We start from the raw sequence: 15,362 nt of genomic DNA, 5'->3' as shown, positions 1-15,362 counted from the left end.
GCCGCTACCGCTGGTCGGTGGGCTGCCGGCGGAACCGGTCGACCAGCCGCCGCCAGTAGAGCTTGGCGGCGACCGCGGCGCCGGCCACCCCGCCGACGACGGCCTGCACGATCAGGCTGCCGGATCCCGCGTCCAGGTAGGCCAGATGGATCACCGACCGCTCCTTCCCCTCGCCCGTCTCGACACCGGCGTCCCGGGAATACAGCGGTGAGGCTTTTAACCCAGAAAGCCGGACTTGTCCATCACCGTACGCTGCTCGTCAGCGCTGTCGCGGCCACATCGGAGGACTCCCAGCCTCGCCACAGGAAGCCGTCCGCGTCGGTACGCTGCGAGAGTGCGCTGGACGGTCGTGGACGCGCCTCTGGACTCCTCCGGCGCCGGGCGCGGCGAGGAGCGGGCCCCGGCTGCCCTGCGCCGGGCCGGCCTGCTGGACGCCCTCGGCGCGGACGACGACGGGCAGGTGGACGAGGCGCGGTTGCGCGACAGGTCCCGCGACCCGGCGAGCGGGGTGATCGGCGCGGCCGGCCTGGTCCGGGCCGGCGCGGCCATCAGCAGCCGAGTGGCGGCGCTGATCGCCGACGGCCGCCGGCCGCTCGTCCTGGGCGGGGACTGCGCGATACTGCCCGGCATCTGCCGGGGCCTGCCGCGCAGGACGGAGCTGTGGTTCGTCGACGCTCATCCCGACTTTCTCGACGGCGCGACATCGCCGACCGGCGAGGCCGCCGACATGGACCTCTCGGTGGTCACCGGGCACGGCCCGGCCGCCGCGATCGGCGTCGACGAAGCCCTGCTCGACCCCGGGCGGGTGCACCTGCTCGGGCACCGCCCGTCGTCCGACGACGACGGGCGGGTCGAGGTGGCCCGGATCGACAGGGCCATCCACCAGGTGCCCGCCGCCGACCTGCTGCGCCGGGGCGCGGGGGCGGTCGGGGAGGCCCTGGCGGCCGACGGCGACGGGCCGGCCTGGCTGCACCTCGACCTGGACGCGGTGGACCCGCGCGACCTGCCGGCGGTGACCTATCCCGAGCCGGAGGGGCTGCGCTGGCCCGACCTGACGGCGCTCGTCACCCCGCTGGCCCGCGCCGACCGGCTGCTCGGGATGAGCGTGACCGACCTCAACGCCGACGAGGACCCCGACGGACGCCACGCGCGGCGCGTCGTCGAGGTCCTCGCGGACGTGCTGGGCGGCTGAGCCGGCAATCCCGGCCCAGCCCCCGCGTCAGGGGCGGCGGTGGTGCATGCCGAGGCGCAGCAGGACGAAGCGCAACACCGTCGACAGGTAAGCCTCGTCGGTGCTGCCGACTACGCGTCAGCTGTGGGATTCGGCAGGCGGACGGCGAAGACGGTCCGCCCCGGCCGGCTGTCGACGGCGACCGTGCCGTGGTGGGCCTCCACCACGGCAGCCACGATCGCCAGGCCGAGGCCGGTGCTGCCGTGCGCGCGGGACCGGGAGCTGTCGCCCCGGGCGAACCGCTCGAACATCTCCGGACGCAGCTCCGCCGGCACCCCCGGCCCGTCGTCGGCGACGGTGAGCACGGCGGCGTCCGGCTCCACGGCCAGCGTGGTGGTGACTGTCGTGCCGGGTGGGGTGTGCACGCGGGCGTTCGCGAGCAGGTTCGCCACCACCTGGTGCAGGCGGGCGGTGTCGCCGGGTACCCGGATGACCACCTCGGGCAGGTCGAGCTGCCAGCGGTGCTCGGGACCGGCCACGTGGGCGTCGCTTACCGCGTCCACGACGAGGGCGGACAGGTCGACCGGGTCCGCCGCGAGCGGTCGGCCGGCGTCGAGCCGGGCCAGCAGCAGCAGGTCGTCCACGAGGGTGGTCATCCGGGTGCTCTCCGACTCGACGCGGCGCAGCGCGTGCGCCACGTCGGCGGGGACCTCGGCGCGGCCGCGCCGGGCCACCTCGGCGTACCCCCGGATGGCCGCGAGGGGGGTGCGCAGCTCGTGGCTGGCGTCGGCGACGAACTGGCGTACGCGGGTCTCGCTGGCCTGCCGCGCGACAAGCGCGTCGGCGACGTGGCCGAGCATGCGGTTGAGCGCCGCGCCGACCTGGCCGACCTCGGTGCGCGGGTCGGTGTCCCCCGCTGGCACCCGGACGGCGAGCGCGACCTCGCCGCGGTCCAGCGGCAACTCCGTGACCCGGGTGGCGGTGGCGGCGACCCTGTTCAGCGGTCGCAGCGTGGCGCGCACGATCAGCGCGCCGGCCGCGCCCGCGAGGACCAGCCCGACGGCGGCCACTCCGGCCTGCGCGGCGACAAGCGCCCAGATGGTGTCCTGCACGCCCGACAGCGGGATCGCCACGGCCAGCACCATCCCGTCGGGGAGACGCCGCGCCACGGCCCGGACGTCACCGCCGTCGTCGAGGCCGACGGTGCGCGGCAGGCCGTCGGTGGGGAGCGCGGCCAGCCGGGCGGCGTCCGTGGCGGGGACGTCGGCGAGGCTGCCGCTCTCGGTGCTCCTCGTCGCCGTGGTGACGCCGTCGGCGAGGCGGACGGCCAGCGAGCCCGGCGGAAAGCCGCGCGGAGGCTCCGGCGGAGGCGGGCCGACGCCGTCCGGTCGCGAGGCGGGCCACCCCGGGTCGCCCCCCTGGCGGAACCACGGCGGCACATCGGCGCGGGGCCGGTCCCCCATCGTCAACTGGCTGTCGACCTGGCCGACGAGGAAGTGCCGCAGGGCGACAGTGGTGAGCCCGCCGATCGCGACGCTGACCAGGGCGAGCAGCGCCACCAGGGCGAGCACCAGCCGGGTCCGCAGCGACCGGCCGGCCAGCCACCGCCGGGCCGTCCGCAGCGGCCGGCGGCGCGGCCGTCCGTCAGTCGGCGGGTTTGAGGACATAGCCCGCGCCGCGCAGTGTGTGGATCATCGGCGGCCGACCGGCGTCGATCTTCTTGCGCAGGTACGAGATGTACAGCTCCACCACGTTGGCCTGGCCACCGAAGTCGTAGTTCCACACCCGGTCGAGGATCTGCGCCTTGCTGAGCACCCGGCGCGGGTTGCGCATCAGGTAGCGCAGCAGCTCGAACTCGGTCGCGGTAAGCGTGACGAGCTGGCCGGCGCGGCGGACCTCGTGACTGTCCTCGTCGAGGCTGAGGTCGCCGACGGTCAGCACCGCCTCCTCCTGGGCGGCGACCGCGAAGCCGGAGCGGCGCAGCAGGGCGCGCAGCCGGGCGATCACCTCCTCCAGGCTGAACGGCTTCGTCACGTAGTCGTCGCCGCCCACGGTCAGCCCGGCGATGCGCTCCTCGACGGCGTCGCGGGCGGTCAGGAACAGCACCGGCACGGTGGGGGCGTGCTCGCGCAGCCGGCGCAGCACCTGGAAGCCGTCCAGGTCGGGCAGCATGACGTCGAGCACGACGGCGTCCGGCTGGAACTGCCGCGCGGTGCTCAGCGCCGCCATGCCGTTGCCGGCGCTGCGTACCTGCCAACCCTCGTAGCGCAGCGCCATCGCCAGCAGGTCGGTGAGTGTCGCCTCGTCGTCGACCACCAGCACCCGGACCGGTTCGCCGTCGGGGCGGCGCAACTCGATCCGGCCCGGCGCGGTCTGTCCCTGGATGACCATGCCCTCCATCGTGGGTGGGTCCGCTGTGACGCGCCTCTGCCCCACCTGTGCGCCAGCTGTGCGGCCGGGCCGCCGGAGCACCGCTCAGCCCTCGCCCGTGGTCACTCGGACACTCCCTGGGCGTCGGTCCGGACGAACCGCATGCTCCACCCGCCCCGGCCGTCCGGCTGGTCGCGTTCGTAGAGGTGGTCGGGGCCGGGCTGCGTCGGGCCGGTGCCGTCCGGGTGCCGCATGATCCACCGCCGTGGAGGGCCGCCGTCGGGCTCGGCCGGCACCGCGCGAACCAGGCCGTCGGCGGGACCGCCCACGAAGCGTACGGTGACCTCGCTCATCGCGGTGTCTCCCCGGTGACCGTGCCGGCACGCTCGGTGCGCCAGCCCTGGCTCGCAAGCTACCGCACCCACCACCGAGCCGCGCCGAGGTACGACGGGATCGGCCACCCCCGATCGCCGCACGGTTTGCCCAGCTCGGACCCCGGGTACCGCGATCGGAGGCACCCGCGGTCGGCGGGCGAGGGCGAGGAGCGGTCGATGCGGACGCTGGACGGGCGGTACCAGCTCGAAAAGCGTATCGGCGTGGGTGGGATGTCCGAGGTGTGGCGGGCCCACGACCGTGTGCTGGACCGGCCGGTCGCGGTGAAGCTGATCTCGCCCGGCCCGGAGGGCCACCACGACACGGTGGACCGTATTCGTACGGAAGCCCGTTCCGCAGCACGGCTGGTGCACCCGAACGTCGCGAGCGTGCACGACTTCGGCACCTCCTCGACGCTTCCCGGCCGCCAGGCCCCGTACATCGTGATGGAGCTGGCGGAGGGCGAGACGCTCGCCGCGCACCTGCGGGCCGGTCCGCTGGACTGGCGCATCTCGGTGCGGGTCTGCGCCGAGGTCGCCGCCGCGCTGTCCGCCGCCCACGCCAGCGGCATCGTGCACCGCGACGTGAAGCCGGCGAACGTCATGCTCACCCCGGCCGGGGTGAAGGTCCTCGACTTCGGCATCGCCACCCCGGCCGGGACGGCGGACCCGATGCCGGACGGCATGGTGCTGGGCACTCCCGCGTATCTGGCGCCCGAGCAGCTCGACGGCGCACCGGCCACTCCGGCGGCCGACATGTACGCCCTCGGCGTGCTGCTCTACTACTCCCTGACCAGCCGGCTGCCGTACCGGGCGAACACTGCCGCCGAGCTGCTGACGGAGCGTCGCGCCCGGCCGCCGCAGCCGCTGCCCGAGATCGACGGGCTGCCGCCGGAGGTGTCCGAGTTGTGCCGCTCCTGCCTGGCCAGCGACCCGGCGGAGCGTCCGACCAGCCTGGTCGCCGCGCTGCTGCTGGCCGAGGCAGTGGACGCCCGGGTGTACGTGCCGATGATGATCCCCACGCCGCGCCGGCCGACGGCGATGTCGCCGTGGAGCGAGCAGGCCGCGGCGGAGGCCACCGAGGCGCTGTCGGTGGTCGAGGGGACCTGAACGCGGGGTCGCGTGGCGTTTCGCCCGCCCCCGGCCGGGTAGCCGGGCGGGTGAGCGACGGGAGGAACGCGATGCCGAGTCCGAGTTCCTGGCTGCATCAGGCCACCGCGACGGCCGAGGGCGGCCACGTACGCACCGACGACGGCGGGCTCTCCACGCCGCTGGCGTCGCCACTGGCGGCGCACTGCACCGGCCTGCGACCCGAGCAACTGCTGGCGGCGGCCTTCGCGTCCTGCCTGCACCACGCGGCGGTGGAGGCGGCCGGCGAGATCACGAACGAGGCGCACACGGTCCAGGTACGCGCCGAGGCGAAACTGGGCCGCGACGACGACGGCCGCTATCGGGCCGACGTGCACGCCTCGATCTCCTCCGCCGGCCTGAGCCGGTCGCAGTTGGCCGATCTGGTCGAGTACGCCGACCGGCTCTGGCCGTTCTCCAGCGGCGACAACACCCGGCATCGGCTGACAGTCACCCCGGCGGAGAACGGCCGGCACTGATCCCGGCACCGCGCCCGTGACCGGTTGGCGGCTTTTCTGGTGCCCGATCCGTCGTGTCTTACCATCGCGGCATGAAGATCGTCGTGGATGACCTGTCCGGGCCTGAGATCAGGGCGCTTCTGCAGGAGCACCTCGATGAAATGCGAGCGGTCAGCTCGCCCGAGAGTAAGCATGCCCTTGACCTCGACGGGCTGCGTCAGCCCGCAGTGACCTTCTGGTCGGTCTACGACGGTGACGAACTCGTGGGCTGTGGAGCTCTCAAGAAGCTGGACAACACGAGCGCCGAACTCAAGTCGATGCGGACCGCCCGGACCGCGAAGCGGCGGGGAGTGGCCTCCGCGCTTCTCCAACACGTCCTGGCAGAGGCCCGCCGGCGCGGCTTCACCCGGCTATACCTGGAGACCGGCGCGGATGACCATTTTGCGCCGGCGCGGGCGCTCTACGCGAAGTACGGATTCACCCGATGCGAGCCGTTCGCCGACTACCCAGAGGACCCGAACAGCGTGCACATGACCAAGGTCCTGTAGTCGAGGCTGTCACAGGGCCCGATCTTCGGGCGGCTTTCCTGGGGGGCGGCCCCAGCGTTGCTGGCGTTCGCCGCAGACGCGGGCCCGTTCGCGGCGTTGCGCCGCCCGGCGTGTCGCTGACCCGGTGGACGTTCACGGTCAACGCACCAGCCTCCGCCGTTCGGTGGAGCGGGCGCCCTCGGAACGGAGGATCGCCGGGAATCGTTCGCAGCCGGCAGGCGGGTCCGCAGCGGTGACCGAGTTGGCCGGGCTAATCGGGAATAACCGTCTCGCCTGATCAGCGAGGTTTCGCGGGTTCAACCGGTCTTTCGACCGATATGGTGACCATGATCCGGGCAAATTGTGGCGCATGCCACCGTACGGGGTGATGGCAACGGGCGATCGACTATCTAGCCTCGGCGGGTGCATCCCGTCGACCCCGCCGCCCAGAAGCTGACCGACGCGCTCCCGACCACCTGTTCGGGCGACGCCGCATCAACCGAACGGACGATCGGCCGTCACCGGGCCCCCGAGCCGCCGCCGCGCCGCAACCGACTCGGCTCCACCCCCGTCCGGGTCGCCCTGGCCACCGGAGTCACCTGCTGCCTCGGTCTGGGCGCGTTCGCCGCCGCCCGTGGCGCCGAGGACAACCCGCCGCCGGCACGACCGATGTCCGACGCGCTGGCCGACCGCGCCTCCATCGCCGACGAGCGCGCCTCCCGATCGCTGGACCGCGACGCCGCCCCCGCCCGGGTCATCCCCACCCCCACGGCGTCACCGACCCCCACCGTCGCCCGCAAGGCAGCGCCCAAGAAGCCCGTCAAGCCCCGCCGACCCCGCCCGGTCGCCGGGCTCGACCAGACCCAGATGGACAACGCCAAGATCATCGTGGACGTCGGCCGGGAGCTCCAGATGCCGCGCCGCGCCCTGGTGGTGGCGCTGGCGACCGCGATGCAGGAGAGCAACCTCTACAACCTCGCCAGCGACGTGCTGCCGGAGTCGACGCAGTACCCGCACCAGGGCACCGGCGCCGACCACGACTCGGTCGGACTGTTCCAGCAGCGGCCCAGCAGCGGCTGGGGCACGGTGGCCGAGCTGATGCGCCCGTCGTACGCCGCGCGGGCCTTCTACACGGCGCTGGCCGAGATCCCCGGCTGGGAGGACATGAGCGTCACCGCCGCCGCCCAGGCCGTGCAGATCTCCGCCTTCCCCGACGCGTACGCCCAGCACGAGGAGCGCGCGACCACCGTGGCGGCGGCACTCACCGTCTGAGCCTCGCGCTCAGCGGGCCGTACGCCCGCTGGGCGGCTGCGCGCCGGTGTCCCGACCGCCGGCCGCCACCCTGGTCGCCGGTACGCCCGTTCCGGCGGCAGCCGTGGGCGTGTCGGCCGGCACCGGCTCGACTGTCACGCCGGTGAGGATCTCGTCGACAAGCGCTTCGCGGCGTCGCCGGGCGTGCAACGCCTCCTCGAAGTCCCGCCGGGCCTGCACGGCGTCCGCGTACGCCTGCTCGCGAACGCGCCGGGCCTCCTCGCGGGCCTCGTCAAGTTCGGAGCGGGCCTGCGCCAGGATCTCGGCCGCCTCCCGCCGCACCGCGTCGCCGGCCTGCCGGGTCGTCGCGGCGTCGCCCAGGTCGAGCCGCTGGAGCAGCCCGCTGAGCCAGGTCGCCTCCTGGCGGATCTCGTCCCAATCGCGGGTCGCCCCGGCGGCGCCCTCAGCCCGTGCCGCGAGCCGGGACAACCGGATCCCCAACTCGTCCAGGCAGGAATCCACCTGCCGCTGGTCGTAGCCGGTCTTCACGACGGAGAACCTCATACTGTCGCCCCCCAGGCAGCCGCTGTTACGTCCCCACCTGGATCCTCGGACGCGGCGACAGCGGCCGAGGCGGTTCGGGAAAATTGTTCAGCATGCGCGGGCGTCGAGCGACGCGGCGCGGCGAGGGGCCACGTGCGGCCCGGCGGCGGGGACAATGCCCACCGACCGCGCCGGGTGTGATCAGGGGCGCTTGGGCAGGACGACGACGCGGCCGAAGAACTCGTCGATGCGGCGCACCACGTCGTTGAAGTCGTCCAGGTCGATCGGCTTGGTGACGTACGCGTTGGCCTGCAACGTGTAGCTGCCCACGATGTCGGTGTCGGCGTTCGAGGTCGTCAGCACCACGATCGGAATGGTCCGCAGATCCTCGTCCTGCTTGACCGCGCCGAGCACCTGACGGCCGTCCATCCGCGGCATGTTCAGATCCAGCAGGATGACGTCCGGTCGGCGGGCCTGGACGTGCCGGCCCTCGGCACGGAGGAACTCCATCGCCTCCTCGCCGTCACTGACCACGTCAATGATCTTCTCGACGTCGGAGTCGGCCAACGCCTCCTCGATCATCAGCACGTCGCCCGGATCGTCGTCGACCACCAGGATGCGTACCGGCTGCGGGCTGTCGCCCATCACTACCTGCCTCGGGTCGGCGGAGAAGGAGACCGGAACGGTCACCGTGCTGGCGGGGAAATCTAGCCCATCAGGAGGCGCTCTGGGACGCCGGGTCGGCCGTGTCCGGAAGGTAGCGCAGCACGTCGGCCAGACCGGTGACCCGCAACACCCGCTCGACCCGGCCGGTGGCGCCCGTGATCCGCAACCAACCGCCGTCCGCGGCGACCTGGTTGTCGCCCCGGACGAACACCGCCATCCCGGTGGAGTCACAGAAGGTCAGATCGGCGAGGTCGAGCAGCACCCGCCGCTCGCCGGCCGCGGTGAGCTTGTCGATGGCGGCAGTCAACTCACCGGCGGTGCTCAGGTCCAGCTCACCGGCGAGCCGCAGGCAGGCCGCGCCGCCGTCGCGTTCGGCGTGGCTGACGCTGAACGTCACCGTTCTCCCCCTCGCTCCACCGGTGGGTGGGACGTTTGCAGTCCGGCAAGTATACGCAGGGGGCTACGACAGTCCGCAGCGCGTGGTGATCGTCCGGGAGGGTCCTCAGCCCTCGGAACGGGACGTGGCGGGCAGCCCGGCGCGGCTGCGGGCCAGCGCGTGCGACGCCCGGGGAAAGTCGCGCAGCACGGCGGCGTAGTGCTCCAGGGTCAGGGCGACCGCGCTGGCCGGCACCCCCCGACTGGTCAGGATCTCCACCAGCCAGCCGACGAACTCGGTGAACAGCGAGGCGTCGTCGACATAGAGCGAGGCGGCCAGCGAGTCAACGACGTGCCCCAGGTCGCTCACCGTCGAGTCGAGTTGGGCGGCCGTGTAGTCCCGGGTCGCCGGCACCCGCTCGCGCAGGTCGGTGAGCGCGCTGTCGATCAGCTCTCCGCGGCGGCGGACGAGACTCGCGTACTCGTCGTCGGCCAGGTGCCCGAGCTGCGCCGCCGGCACCCGCCGCAGCGCCCGCTCGTCGGCGATCAACTCGGCCGCCGCAGGCGCGTTCGGCGCCCAGGCCGCGCCGAGGCGGGCCGCCCACCGGCCGTCCGCGCCGAAGCCACGCCCACCCACGACGACCGGCACGTCCGAACGCCGGCACGCCTCGATCATCCGGTGGGCGTGCGGCAGCCGCATCGGCAGCGCGCAGGCCAGCGCGACCGCCTGCGCGTCGTGCCGATGCAGGTACGACACCAGGTGCGCCGCCGGCACGCTGGCGCCCAGGAAGGTCACCTGCCAGCCGCGCAGCCGCAGCACCTCGGCCACCAGCCGAGGCGGCAGCGCATGCCACTCGCCGTCCATGCAGGCCACCACGACCCGCCCCCCGGTCGGACGCGGATTGGCGTGCGCCGCCACCGCGGCCACCACCCGCTCGCTGATGTGGGTCGCCGCGTGCTCCTGGGCCACGCTCCACTCGTTGCGTGCCCACCGCTCACCCACCTCGGCCTGAGCCGGCGCCACCAGGTCGAGCAGCACCCGCTCCGGCGGCACACCCGCGTCGAGCAGGCCGAGCGCCACGTCGATCGCGGCGTACTCGTCGGCGTCGGCGAGGCAGGCCAGGTAGCCGGAGTACGCGTCGGTCGGGTCAGTGGTCACGGCGGCGGCTGTCACGCGGGGCCCTCCGGCTGCTCGTCGGCGCTCGTCGACGTGGGCACCGCGTGCAGGTGCCGCGCGGCTCGCCCACCCGGGCTGACCGCGCGCAGCGCCAGCACCGCGATGTCGTCGTGGTCGCCGTGCCCCAGCCAGTCACCGGTGACCTGCTCGACGCGTTCGGCCAGGGCCGGCGCCGGCATGCGCTGACACCCGGTCACGGCCGTGACCAACCGCTCCGCGCCGAACAGCTCGTCACCGCGGCGGCCCCCACGGGCCTCGGTCACGCCGTCGCTGTAGAGCAGGCAGGTCTCGCCCGGCGCCAACCGCACGGTCACCTCGCCGACGCGCGGATCGGGCACCACTCCGATGAGCATGCCGCGCAGCGACACCGACTCGACCTCGCCCGACGTCCGCAGCACAAGCGGCGGCAGGTGCCCGCCCCCGGCCATGGTGAGGGTGACGCTCCCGTCGCGCTGCGGACGGGCGACGCCGAGCACGATGGTGGCGAAGCGGCCCTGACCGTGCGCCTGGGTCGTCTCCAGCAGCGCGTCGTTGAGCAGTCGCAGTAGCCGCCCGGGGTGTGACTCCACCCGGTGCAGGGCCTGGAGGCACTGGCGGAGCTGGCCGGTGAAGACGGCCGCCTCGACGCCCTTGCCGGAGACGTCGCCGAGGAAGAACACGGAACCACCGTCGGCGAGCCGGTGCGAACCGTAGAAGTCGCCGCCGATCCGCAGCCCCGCCTGCGCCGGCCGGTACGCCGTGCCCCACTGCACGCCGGGAGTCTCGGTCGGCTCGACGGGCAGCAGGCTGGCCTGGAGGGTGTCGGCGACCTCGGCCTGGTCGCGGTAGAGCAGAGCGGTCGTCAGCGCCGCGCCGGCCCGAGCCGCGAAGGCGCGGATCAACCCGACGTCGTCCTCGTCGTACCACCGACTGGAGCGCCTGGCGACAAGCAGCACCCCGACGGGCGCGTCCCGGCCGGGCAGCGGAACGACCCGGGCGGCGCTGTCGGCGCCCGTGAGACCGGGCAGCCAGCCGGCGTCGACCGCCTGCTCCACCAGCCAGTCGAGAGCGTGTGGCTCGACCCCGGTCAGCGCTTCGGCGATCGCGGCCGGCAGCGCGGGGCCGGCCAGCACGCCGCTGTCGACCATCGGCGCCTCGTCGTCGGCCCGGGAGGCCCGCCACCACCGCGCCCGCCCAGTGCGCGGGGCCAGCACCAGCACGGCCACCTCCGCCAGGGTCGGCACGGCGAGCCGGACGACCGCCGCGGCGGCCCGGTCGGGGTGCAGTGGGTTGCCCAGCTTGTCGCCGACCACGGCCAGGAAGGCGGAACGGGCTCGCTCGGCGAGCAGCGCGTCGGCACGGCTGACGCTCTCGGTGACGTCCTCCACGTACCAGCAGCAGCGGCCGGCGGAGAGCGGCACCTGGCGGGCGGTCAGGCGACGCCCGTGGTGGGTGAAGCCCCCGGGGATGCCCGCGCCCAACCCGGGCACGCCAGAGGCGGCCAGCAGGATGCCGGGGACCACCTCGGGCAGCAGCCGCTCGGCCACCGGGCTGACGTGTCGGACGACGCCGTCGGCGTCGCAGACCACCAGGCCCTCGCGGAAGTGCTCGACGACCTCGGACCAGTCCGGTGTGGCCTGATCGCGGTCGGGCGCGAGCGGCGGCAGCGCGGGCGGGGGCCAGGACGGTGCGTCGGCGGACCACGCCGGGGCCCGTGTGGTACTCGGCGTGGAGATCCGTCCGTCGCCCGGGTCTGCGCCCCTGACGTCGGAAGCAGTCACCAGCTGAGCCTCACTCCTTGTCGTCCACCCGAACCCGCACCGGAACCGGCGTCTGTGGTCAAATCTCTCCGACCACCCTACGCCGGTACGCCTCCACCGGCATCCCACGGCAGGTGGCGGGCCCTCACTCGCGTACCGGGCGAACCGGGTAGACCGTTGTTACGATCCCCTCGCACGGCCGGAACGGCGGCGTGCGGAAAGGCGTGATCGTGGCATCTGTCGGGCGGGGCTCCGAGGCGACACCGCTGAGCGTGTTCGTCGATCGGTCCGATCCCGACATGCCCCTGATCCGGGTGGGCGGCGAGCTGGCGTACGCCACGGCAACGCCCCTGCACGCCGAGGTCGACCGGGTCCTCGCCGACGCGCCGCGCGCCCTCGTCCTGGACTTCGCCGACCTGACCTTCATCGACAGCACCGGTCTCGCCGTGATCGTGCACGCGTGGCGGGAGGGCCAGTCGGTGGGCACGACCCTGCGGCTGCGGGCGGTTCCCCGTTTCCTGACGTCGATCCTGGACATCACAGGCGTGGCGGCGCTGGTCGGCCGGCCGCTCCCGGCCACCCGGGCGGCCCTGGGCCCCGACTCGGCGCGGTCCGCCGCCACCGCGTGATCCGGCGGCCGGCGGCCCCCGGGTTTGCGTTCCGCCGCTGGACTGGGAACATGGGGGCATGTCCCACCAGCTGCTGACCATCGAGGTGACCCGGCTCGACGCCAGTCACGTCCGGCTGCGGCTGACCGGCGAGCTGGACTACGACACCGCGCCCGAGCTGATCGCCGCCGCCAGTGAGCTGCACGGCGAGCAGCAGGTGACGATTGACCTGGCCGGGGTCGGCCTCTGCGACTCGTCCGGGCTCAGCGCCCTGCTGGTGGTGCACCGCGGCGCCGGGGCGATCCGGCTGACCGGGGTCAGCGCCCGACTTCAGCTGATGCTTGACCGCACCGGGCTCACCGAGCTGCTGGCGGTGGAGAGCACTGCCGCCGACGACGGCGACAACCTGCGCGCCATCGGCTGACCACCGCACCCACCCACCGCCGGGCCGCCCCCTGAGGAAACGGGGGTGGCCCCCGACCCTGGGACCTGGGGTCGGGGGCCGGAGGAATGTCTAGGGCGCGGTCATCGGCTGGAGCCGGGGCGCGCCGTCGCGCAGCTCGACGGTCGCCGGGGGTTCGATGTCGTCGGGCTCCCCCGAATCGGGCGTCTGGTACAGGTAGCGGACAAACTCCCCACCCGCCTCGTTGTCGTCCGCACCCGGCCACTGGCCGATGCAGTCCATTCCGACCACCTCCCGGCCGGTTCCGTCGGCCTCCTCCAGCAGCGCCCACAGGCTGACCGGATAGCACCTGGTGGCGTCGGGCGTGAGCTGCCAGCGGGCGTACCAGCCCGGTCGAGCGGGAACGATCTCGACGATCTGTTTCATGACGACCTTCCTTCCGCGTACCTCGGAAGAACTGCGGTCCTGCCCCGATCCTGCGGCCCGCGTGGGTGAGCACCCCTCACCCGCGCCGGATGAAGCGTGGGCCGCGCTCGGCGCTACCCGGCCGGCAGCGCCCGTTTCGGCTCCCGGGAGGGCGGGAACGCGACCGGCGCAGGATCGATCCCCAGCGAAAGGGGCGTCACCATGCGCAAGCAGATGGAGGGCGACAACCAGCGGCGCCGGGCGCTGGCCCGGCAGGCCCGCGAACAGGGCAGTCAGCCCAGCCAGTTCGGCGCCAGCCTGAGCGCCTCCAAGCAACTCACCAGCCTGGACCAGGGCAAGCGAGCCGGCCCGCCGCCGGCCGGACGGCACAAGTCGGACACCACGCGCGGTGGACCGGCCCCGCCGTCGCGAGGCACCGCGGACAATCCGCGACCGCAGCCTCCTCCCGGCGGTGCGGCCGGGGTGAACAGCGTGGGCTACCACGACCTGGTCGACGACATCCGACGACGCTCCGGCGTCGACTTCAGAACCGCCAAGGTGGGCGCCGAGGCGACAGTCCTCGTCCTGGCCTTCGCGCTGGAAACGGCGGAGCGGCAGCGGCTGCTCGCGGCCGTGCCGAACTCGCTGCACGACGTCGTGCCCGTCGACGGCATCGAGCGGCACCGGGACCTGCCCGGCTTCCTGGCCGAGGTGGGCCGGATCAGCGGGCGTACGCCCGAGCAGGCCCGCTACCAGGCCGAGGCGACACTCGCCGCGCTCGCCGAACAGGACGGCGACCTGGTCGAGTCGCTGCACGTCCCCGACGGCCTGCGGGAGCTGCTGAACCCGCCGGCGGCCGGCGGCGGCATCGTGGGGGCCTCCACCACCACGCCCACCCTGGACGAGGCCCAGCTCCGGGCGGCGTTGGACGACCTGCCGTACTGGGCCGGTGACAGCACCGGCCTGTACCGCGTGATCGCGCTGCCGCCGGACAACCTGGACCGGGTGCTCGCCCGACTGGACCGGCTACGCGTGGACACCGGGCGCGGCCCGAGCATCGGTCGACCGGGCGGCACGGCCGCCGTGCTGACCGTCCGCACCAACCAGGCGGACGGGGTGACCGCGCTCGACGTGGACCTCGCCCACTCGATCGACGACGCCATCGACGAGGTGGGCGCCGGGATGGCCAGCGGCTGACCGGCCGCCACCGCACGGGCGGGCCGACGGACGCGGGGTACGACCCGCGCCGTCGGCCCGTCGGCGCGCGCACGTCGGGCGGGCCGGCACCGGACCGGCCCGCGCGCACGTCGGGCGGCCCGGCGCGGCCCGTCGAAAGGCACCGGCGGCGGCTCGGTTAGCGTGCCGTCATGAACCGCGCCGCCGACCGGTTGGAGCTGGTAGCCGATCCGGTCCGCAAAACCGGACGGACGCTGCTGTCCGCCGGCGTGGAGCAGTCGTACGTGGATGTCGAGGATCCCCGGCATCTGCACTTCGAGTACGTCCGCCGGATCGCCTCGGCGGTGGAGGTGGCGGCCCCTGCGGGCGTACCGCTGAGCGTGCTGCACCTCGGCGGCGGCGCGTTGACGCTGCCGCGCTGGCTCGCCGCGACCCGGCCGGGCTCCGCGCAGCGGGTCGTCGAGCGGGACCGGGCGGTGGTCGATCTGGTCGCCCGGGAACTGCCGCCGCTGCCGCCGGAGGTGCGGGTGGAGGTCGCCGACGCCCGGGACGCGGTGACTGCCGCCCCGGCCGGCGCGTACGACCTGGTGATCGCCGACATCTACCGGGCGGCCCGGATGCCTGCGCACGTCCGCACCGTGGAGTTCGCGGCCGAGGTGGCTCGCGTCCTGCGCCCCGGCGGGCTCTGTCTGGTGAACGTGACGGACCTGCCGCCGCTTGTCGGCACCCGCGTGCAGGTGGCGACGCTGCGCGCGGTCTTCGGGGACGTCTGCGTGTTCGGGGACCGCCGGATGCTTCGTGGCCGGCGCTACGGCAACGTGGTGCTCGCCGCGACGCACCGCCCAGGCGGGCTGCCGGTCGGCAGGCTCGCGGCGGCGGCCCTGCGCGATCCGATTCCGGGCGGGCTGCTGCACGCCGCCGCGCTCGACACGTTCGTCGCCGGCGCCCACCCGCTCACCGACACCGACGCATAGGACGGGGCCACTCGTCCGCA

General features: G+C 74.0%; 19 protein-coding genes. 9 read left to right on the top strand and 10 right to left on the bottom strand.

Annotation, left to right across the window (positions count from 1 at the left end; translation table 11 throughout):
* Window positions 1–4 precede the first annotated feature (4 nt).
* On the bottom strand, window positions 5–154 hold the full coding sequence (locus tag ACLQ26_RS28490) for a hypothetical protein (RefSeq protein ID WP_007459587.1): 150 nt from the start codon (window positions 152–154) through the stop codon (window positions 5–7).
* 180 nt (window positions 155–334) lie between these two features.
* Here ACLQ26_RS28490 and ACLQ26_RS28485 point away from each other — a divergent pair, with 180 nt between their 5' ends.
* A complete protein-coding gene (locus ACLQ26_RS28485) occupies window positions 335–1,192 on the top strand; it encodes an arginase family protein (RefSeq protein ID WP_425747417.1) in 858 nt (285 codons plus the stop codon).
* Between the two features lie 110 nt (window positions 1,193–1,302).
* On the opposite strand, the gene ACLQ26_RS28480 is transcribed toward ACLQ26_RS28485, so the two are convergent.
* The 3 genes from ACLQ26_RS28480 to ACLQ26_RS28470 form a co-directional block, all read right to left on the bottom strand.
* Window positions 1,303–2,772, bottom strand: coding sequence for a sensor histidine kinase (locus ACLQ26_RS28480; protein WP_425747517.1), 1,470 nt, complete (start codon window positions 2,770–2,772; stop codon window positions 1,303–1,305).
* Between the two features lie 43 nt (window positions 2,773–2,815).
* The gene (locus tag ACLQ26_RS28475) at window positions 2,816–3,562 is read right to left on the bottom strand and encodes a response regulator transcription factor (protein WP_266241747.1); all 747 of its coding nucleotides are present in this window, start codon (window positions 3,560–3,562) and stop codon (window positions 2,816–2,818) included.
* Window positions 3,563–3,663: 101 nt separating this feature from the next.
* A complete protein-coding gene (locus tag ACLQ26_RS28470) occupies window positions 3,664–3,894 on the bottom strand; it encodes a hypothetical protein (RefSeq protein ID WP_425747416.1) in 231 nt (76 codons plus the stop codon).
* A 198-nt stretch (window positions 3,895–4,092) separates the two neighbouring features.
* On the opposite strand from ACLQ26_RS28470, the gene ACLQ26_RS28465 reads away from it, so the two are divergent.
* The 4 genes from ACLQ26_RS28465 to ACLQ26_RS28450 all read left to right on the top strand — a co-directional run bounded on the left by ACLQ26_RS28465 (window position 4,093) and on the right by ACLQ26_RS28450 (window position 7,297).
* Entirely contained in the window at window positions 4,093–5,022 is a 930-nt protein-coding gene (locus tag ACLQ26_RS28465) for a serine/threonine-protein kinase (protein ID WP_425747415.1), read from the top strand.
* Window positions 5,023–5,093: 71 nt separating this feature from the next.
* The gene (locus ACLQ26_RS28460) at window positions 5,094–5,519 is read left to right on the top strand and encodes an OsmC family protein (RefSeq protein WP_363685540.1); all 426 of its coding nucleotides are present in this window, start codon (window positions 5,094–5,096) and stop codon (window positions 5,517–5,519) included.
* A 71-nt stretch (window positions 5,520–5,590) separates the two neighbouring features.
* Window positions 5,591–6,046 carry a GNAT family N-acetyltransferase gene (locus ACLQ26_RS28455; RefSeq protein ID WP_425747414.1) on the top strand — a complete coding sequence of 152 codons (456 nt, stop codon included), beginning with the start codon at window positions 5,591–5,593 and terminating at the stop codon, window positions 6,044–6,046.
* A gap of 402 nt (window positions 6,047–6,448) precedes the next feature.
* Window positions 6,449–7,297, top strand: a complete 849-nt coding sequence (locus ACLQ26_RS28450) for a hypothetical protein (protein ID WP_425747413.1) — start codon at window positions 6,449–6,451, stop codon at window positions 7,295–7,297.
* A gap of 9 nt (window positions 7,298–7,306) precedes the next feature.
* Here the strand turns inward: ACLQ26_RS28450 and ACLQ26_RS28445 are convergent, their stop codons facing one another.
* The 5 genes from ACLQ26_RS28445 to ACLQ26_RS28425 all read right to left on the bottom strand — a co-directional run bounded on the left by ACLQ26_RS28445 (window position 7,307) and on the right by ACLQ26_RS28425 (window position 11,797).
* A complete protein-coding gene (locus tag ACLQ26_RS28445; RefSeq protein WP_425747412.1) occupies window positions 7,307–7,840 on the bottom strand; it encodes an ATPase in 534 nt (177 codons plus the stop codon).
* 180 nt (window positions 7,841–8,020) lie between these two features.
* Entirely contained in the window at window positions 8,021–8,464 is a 444-nt protein-coding gene (locus ACLQ26_RS28440) for a response regulator (protein WP_354861669.1), read from the bottom strand.
* A gap of 70 nt (window positions 8,465–8,534) precedes the next feature.
* The gene (locus ACLQ26_RS28435; RefSeq protein WP_425747411.1) at window positions 8,535–8,882 is read right to left on the bottom strand and encodes an STAS domain-containing protein; all 348 of its coding nucleotides are present in this window, start codon (window positions 8,880–8,882) and stop codon (window positions 8,535–8,537) included.
* Between the two features lie 105 nt (window positions 8,883–8,987).
* Entirely contained in the window at window positions 8,988–10,019 is a 1,032-nt protein-coding gene (locus ACLQ26_RS28430; protein ID WP_425747410.1) for a cobalamin B12-binding domain-containing protein, read from the bottom strand.
* Between the two features lie 11 nt (window positions 10,020–10,030).
* Entirely contained in the window at window positions 10,031–11,797 is a 1,767-nt protein-coding gene (locus ACLQ26_RS28425) for a PP2C family protein-serine/threonine phosphatase (RefSeq protein ID WP_425747409.1), read from the bottom strand.
* A gap of 278 nt (window positions 11,798–12,075) precedes the next feature.
* On the opposite strand from ACLQ26_RS28425, the gene ACLQ26_RS28420 reads away from it, so the two are divergent.
* Both ACLQ26_RS28420 and ACLQ26_RS28415 read left to right on the top strand, forming a co-directional pair.
* On the top strand, window positions 12,076–12,405 hold the full coding sequence (locus ACLQ26_RS28420) for an STAS domain-containing protein (protein ID WP_425747407.1): 330 nt from the start codon (window positions 12,076–12,078) through the stop codon (window positions 12,403–12,405).
* A gap of 58 nt (window positions 12,406–12,463) precedes the next feature.
* The gene (locus tag ACLQ26_RS28415) at window positions 12,464–12,808 is read left to right on the top strand and encodes an STAS domain-containing protein (protein WP_425747406.1); all 345 of its coding nucleotides are present in this window, start codon (window positions 12,464–12,466) and stop codon (window positions 12,806–12,808) included.
* A 90-nt stretch (window positions 12,809–12,898) separates the two neighbouring features.
* Here ACLQ26_RS28415 and ACLQ26_RS28410 read toward each other — a convergent pair whose 3' ends face one another.
* The gene (locus tag ACLQ26_RS28410; protein WP_425747405.1) at window positions 12,899–13,213 is read right to left on the bottom strand and encodes a hypothetical protein; all 315 of its coding nucleotides are present in this window, start codon (window positions 13,211–13,213) and stop codon (window positions 12,899–12,901) included.
* Window positions 13,214–13,414: 201 nt separating this feature from the next.
* Here ACLQ26_RS28410 and ACLQ26_RS28405 point away from each other — a divergent pair, with 201 nt between their 5' ends.
* Both ACLQ26_RS28405 and ACLQ26_RS28400 read left to right on the top strand, forming a co-directional pair.
* On the top strand, window positions 13,415–14,389 hold the full coding sequence (locus ACLQ26_RS28405; RefSeq protein WP_425747404.1) for a DUF2267 domain-containing protein: 975 nt from the start codon (window positions 13,415–13,417) through the stop codon (window positions 14,387–14,389).
* Between the two features lie 170 nt (window positions 14,390–14,559).
* Complete coding sequence (locus ACLQ26_RS28400) at window positions 14,560–15,342, top strand: spermidine synthase (protein WP_425747403.1); 783 nt, start codon at window positions 14,560–14,562, stop codon at window positions 15,340–15,342.
* Window positions 15,343–15,362 lie beyond the last annotated feature (20 nt).

This window comes from Micromonospora sp. DT43 (assembly GCF_049841645.1).
In the GTDB taxonomy this organism is placed as follows: Bacteria; Actinomycetota; Actinomycetes; order Mycobacteriales; family Micromonosporaceae; genus Micromonospora.
Note: the sequence above shows the minus strand (reverse complement) of the source record. Positions and strands in the feature narration are given on the sequence as shown.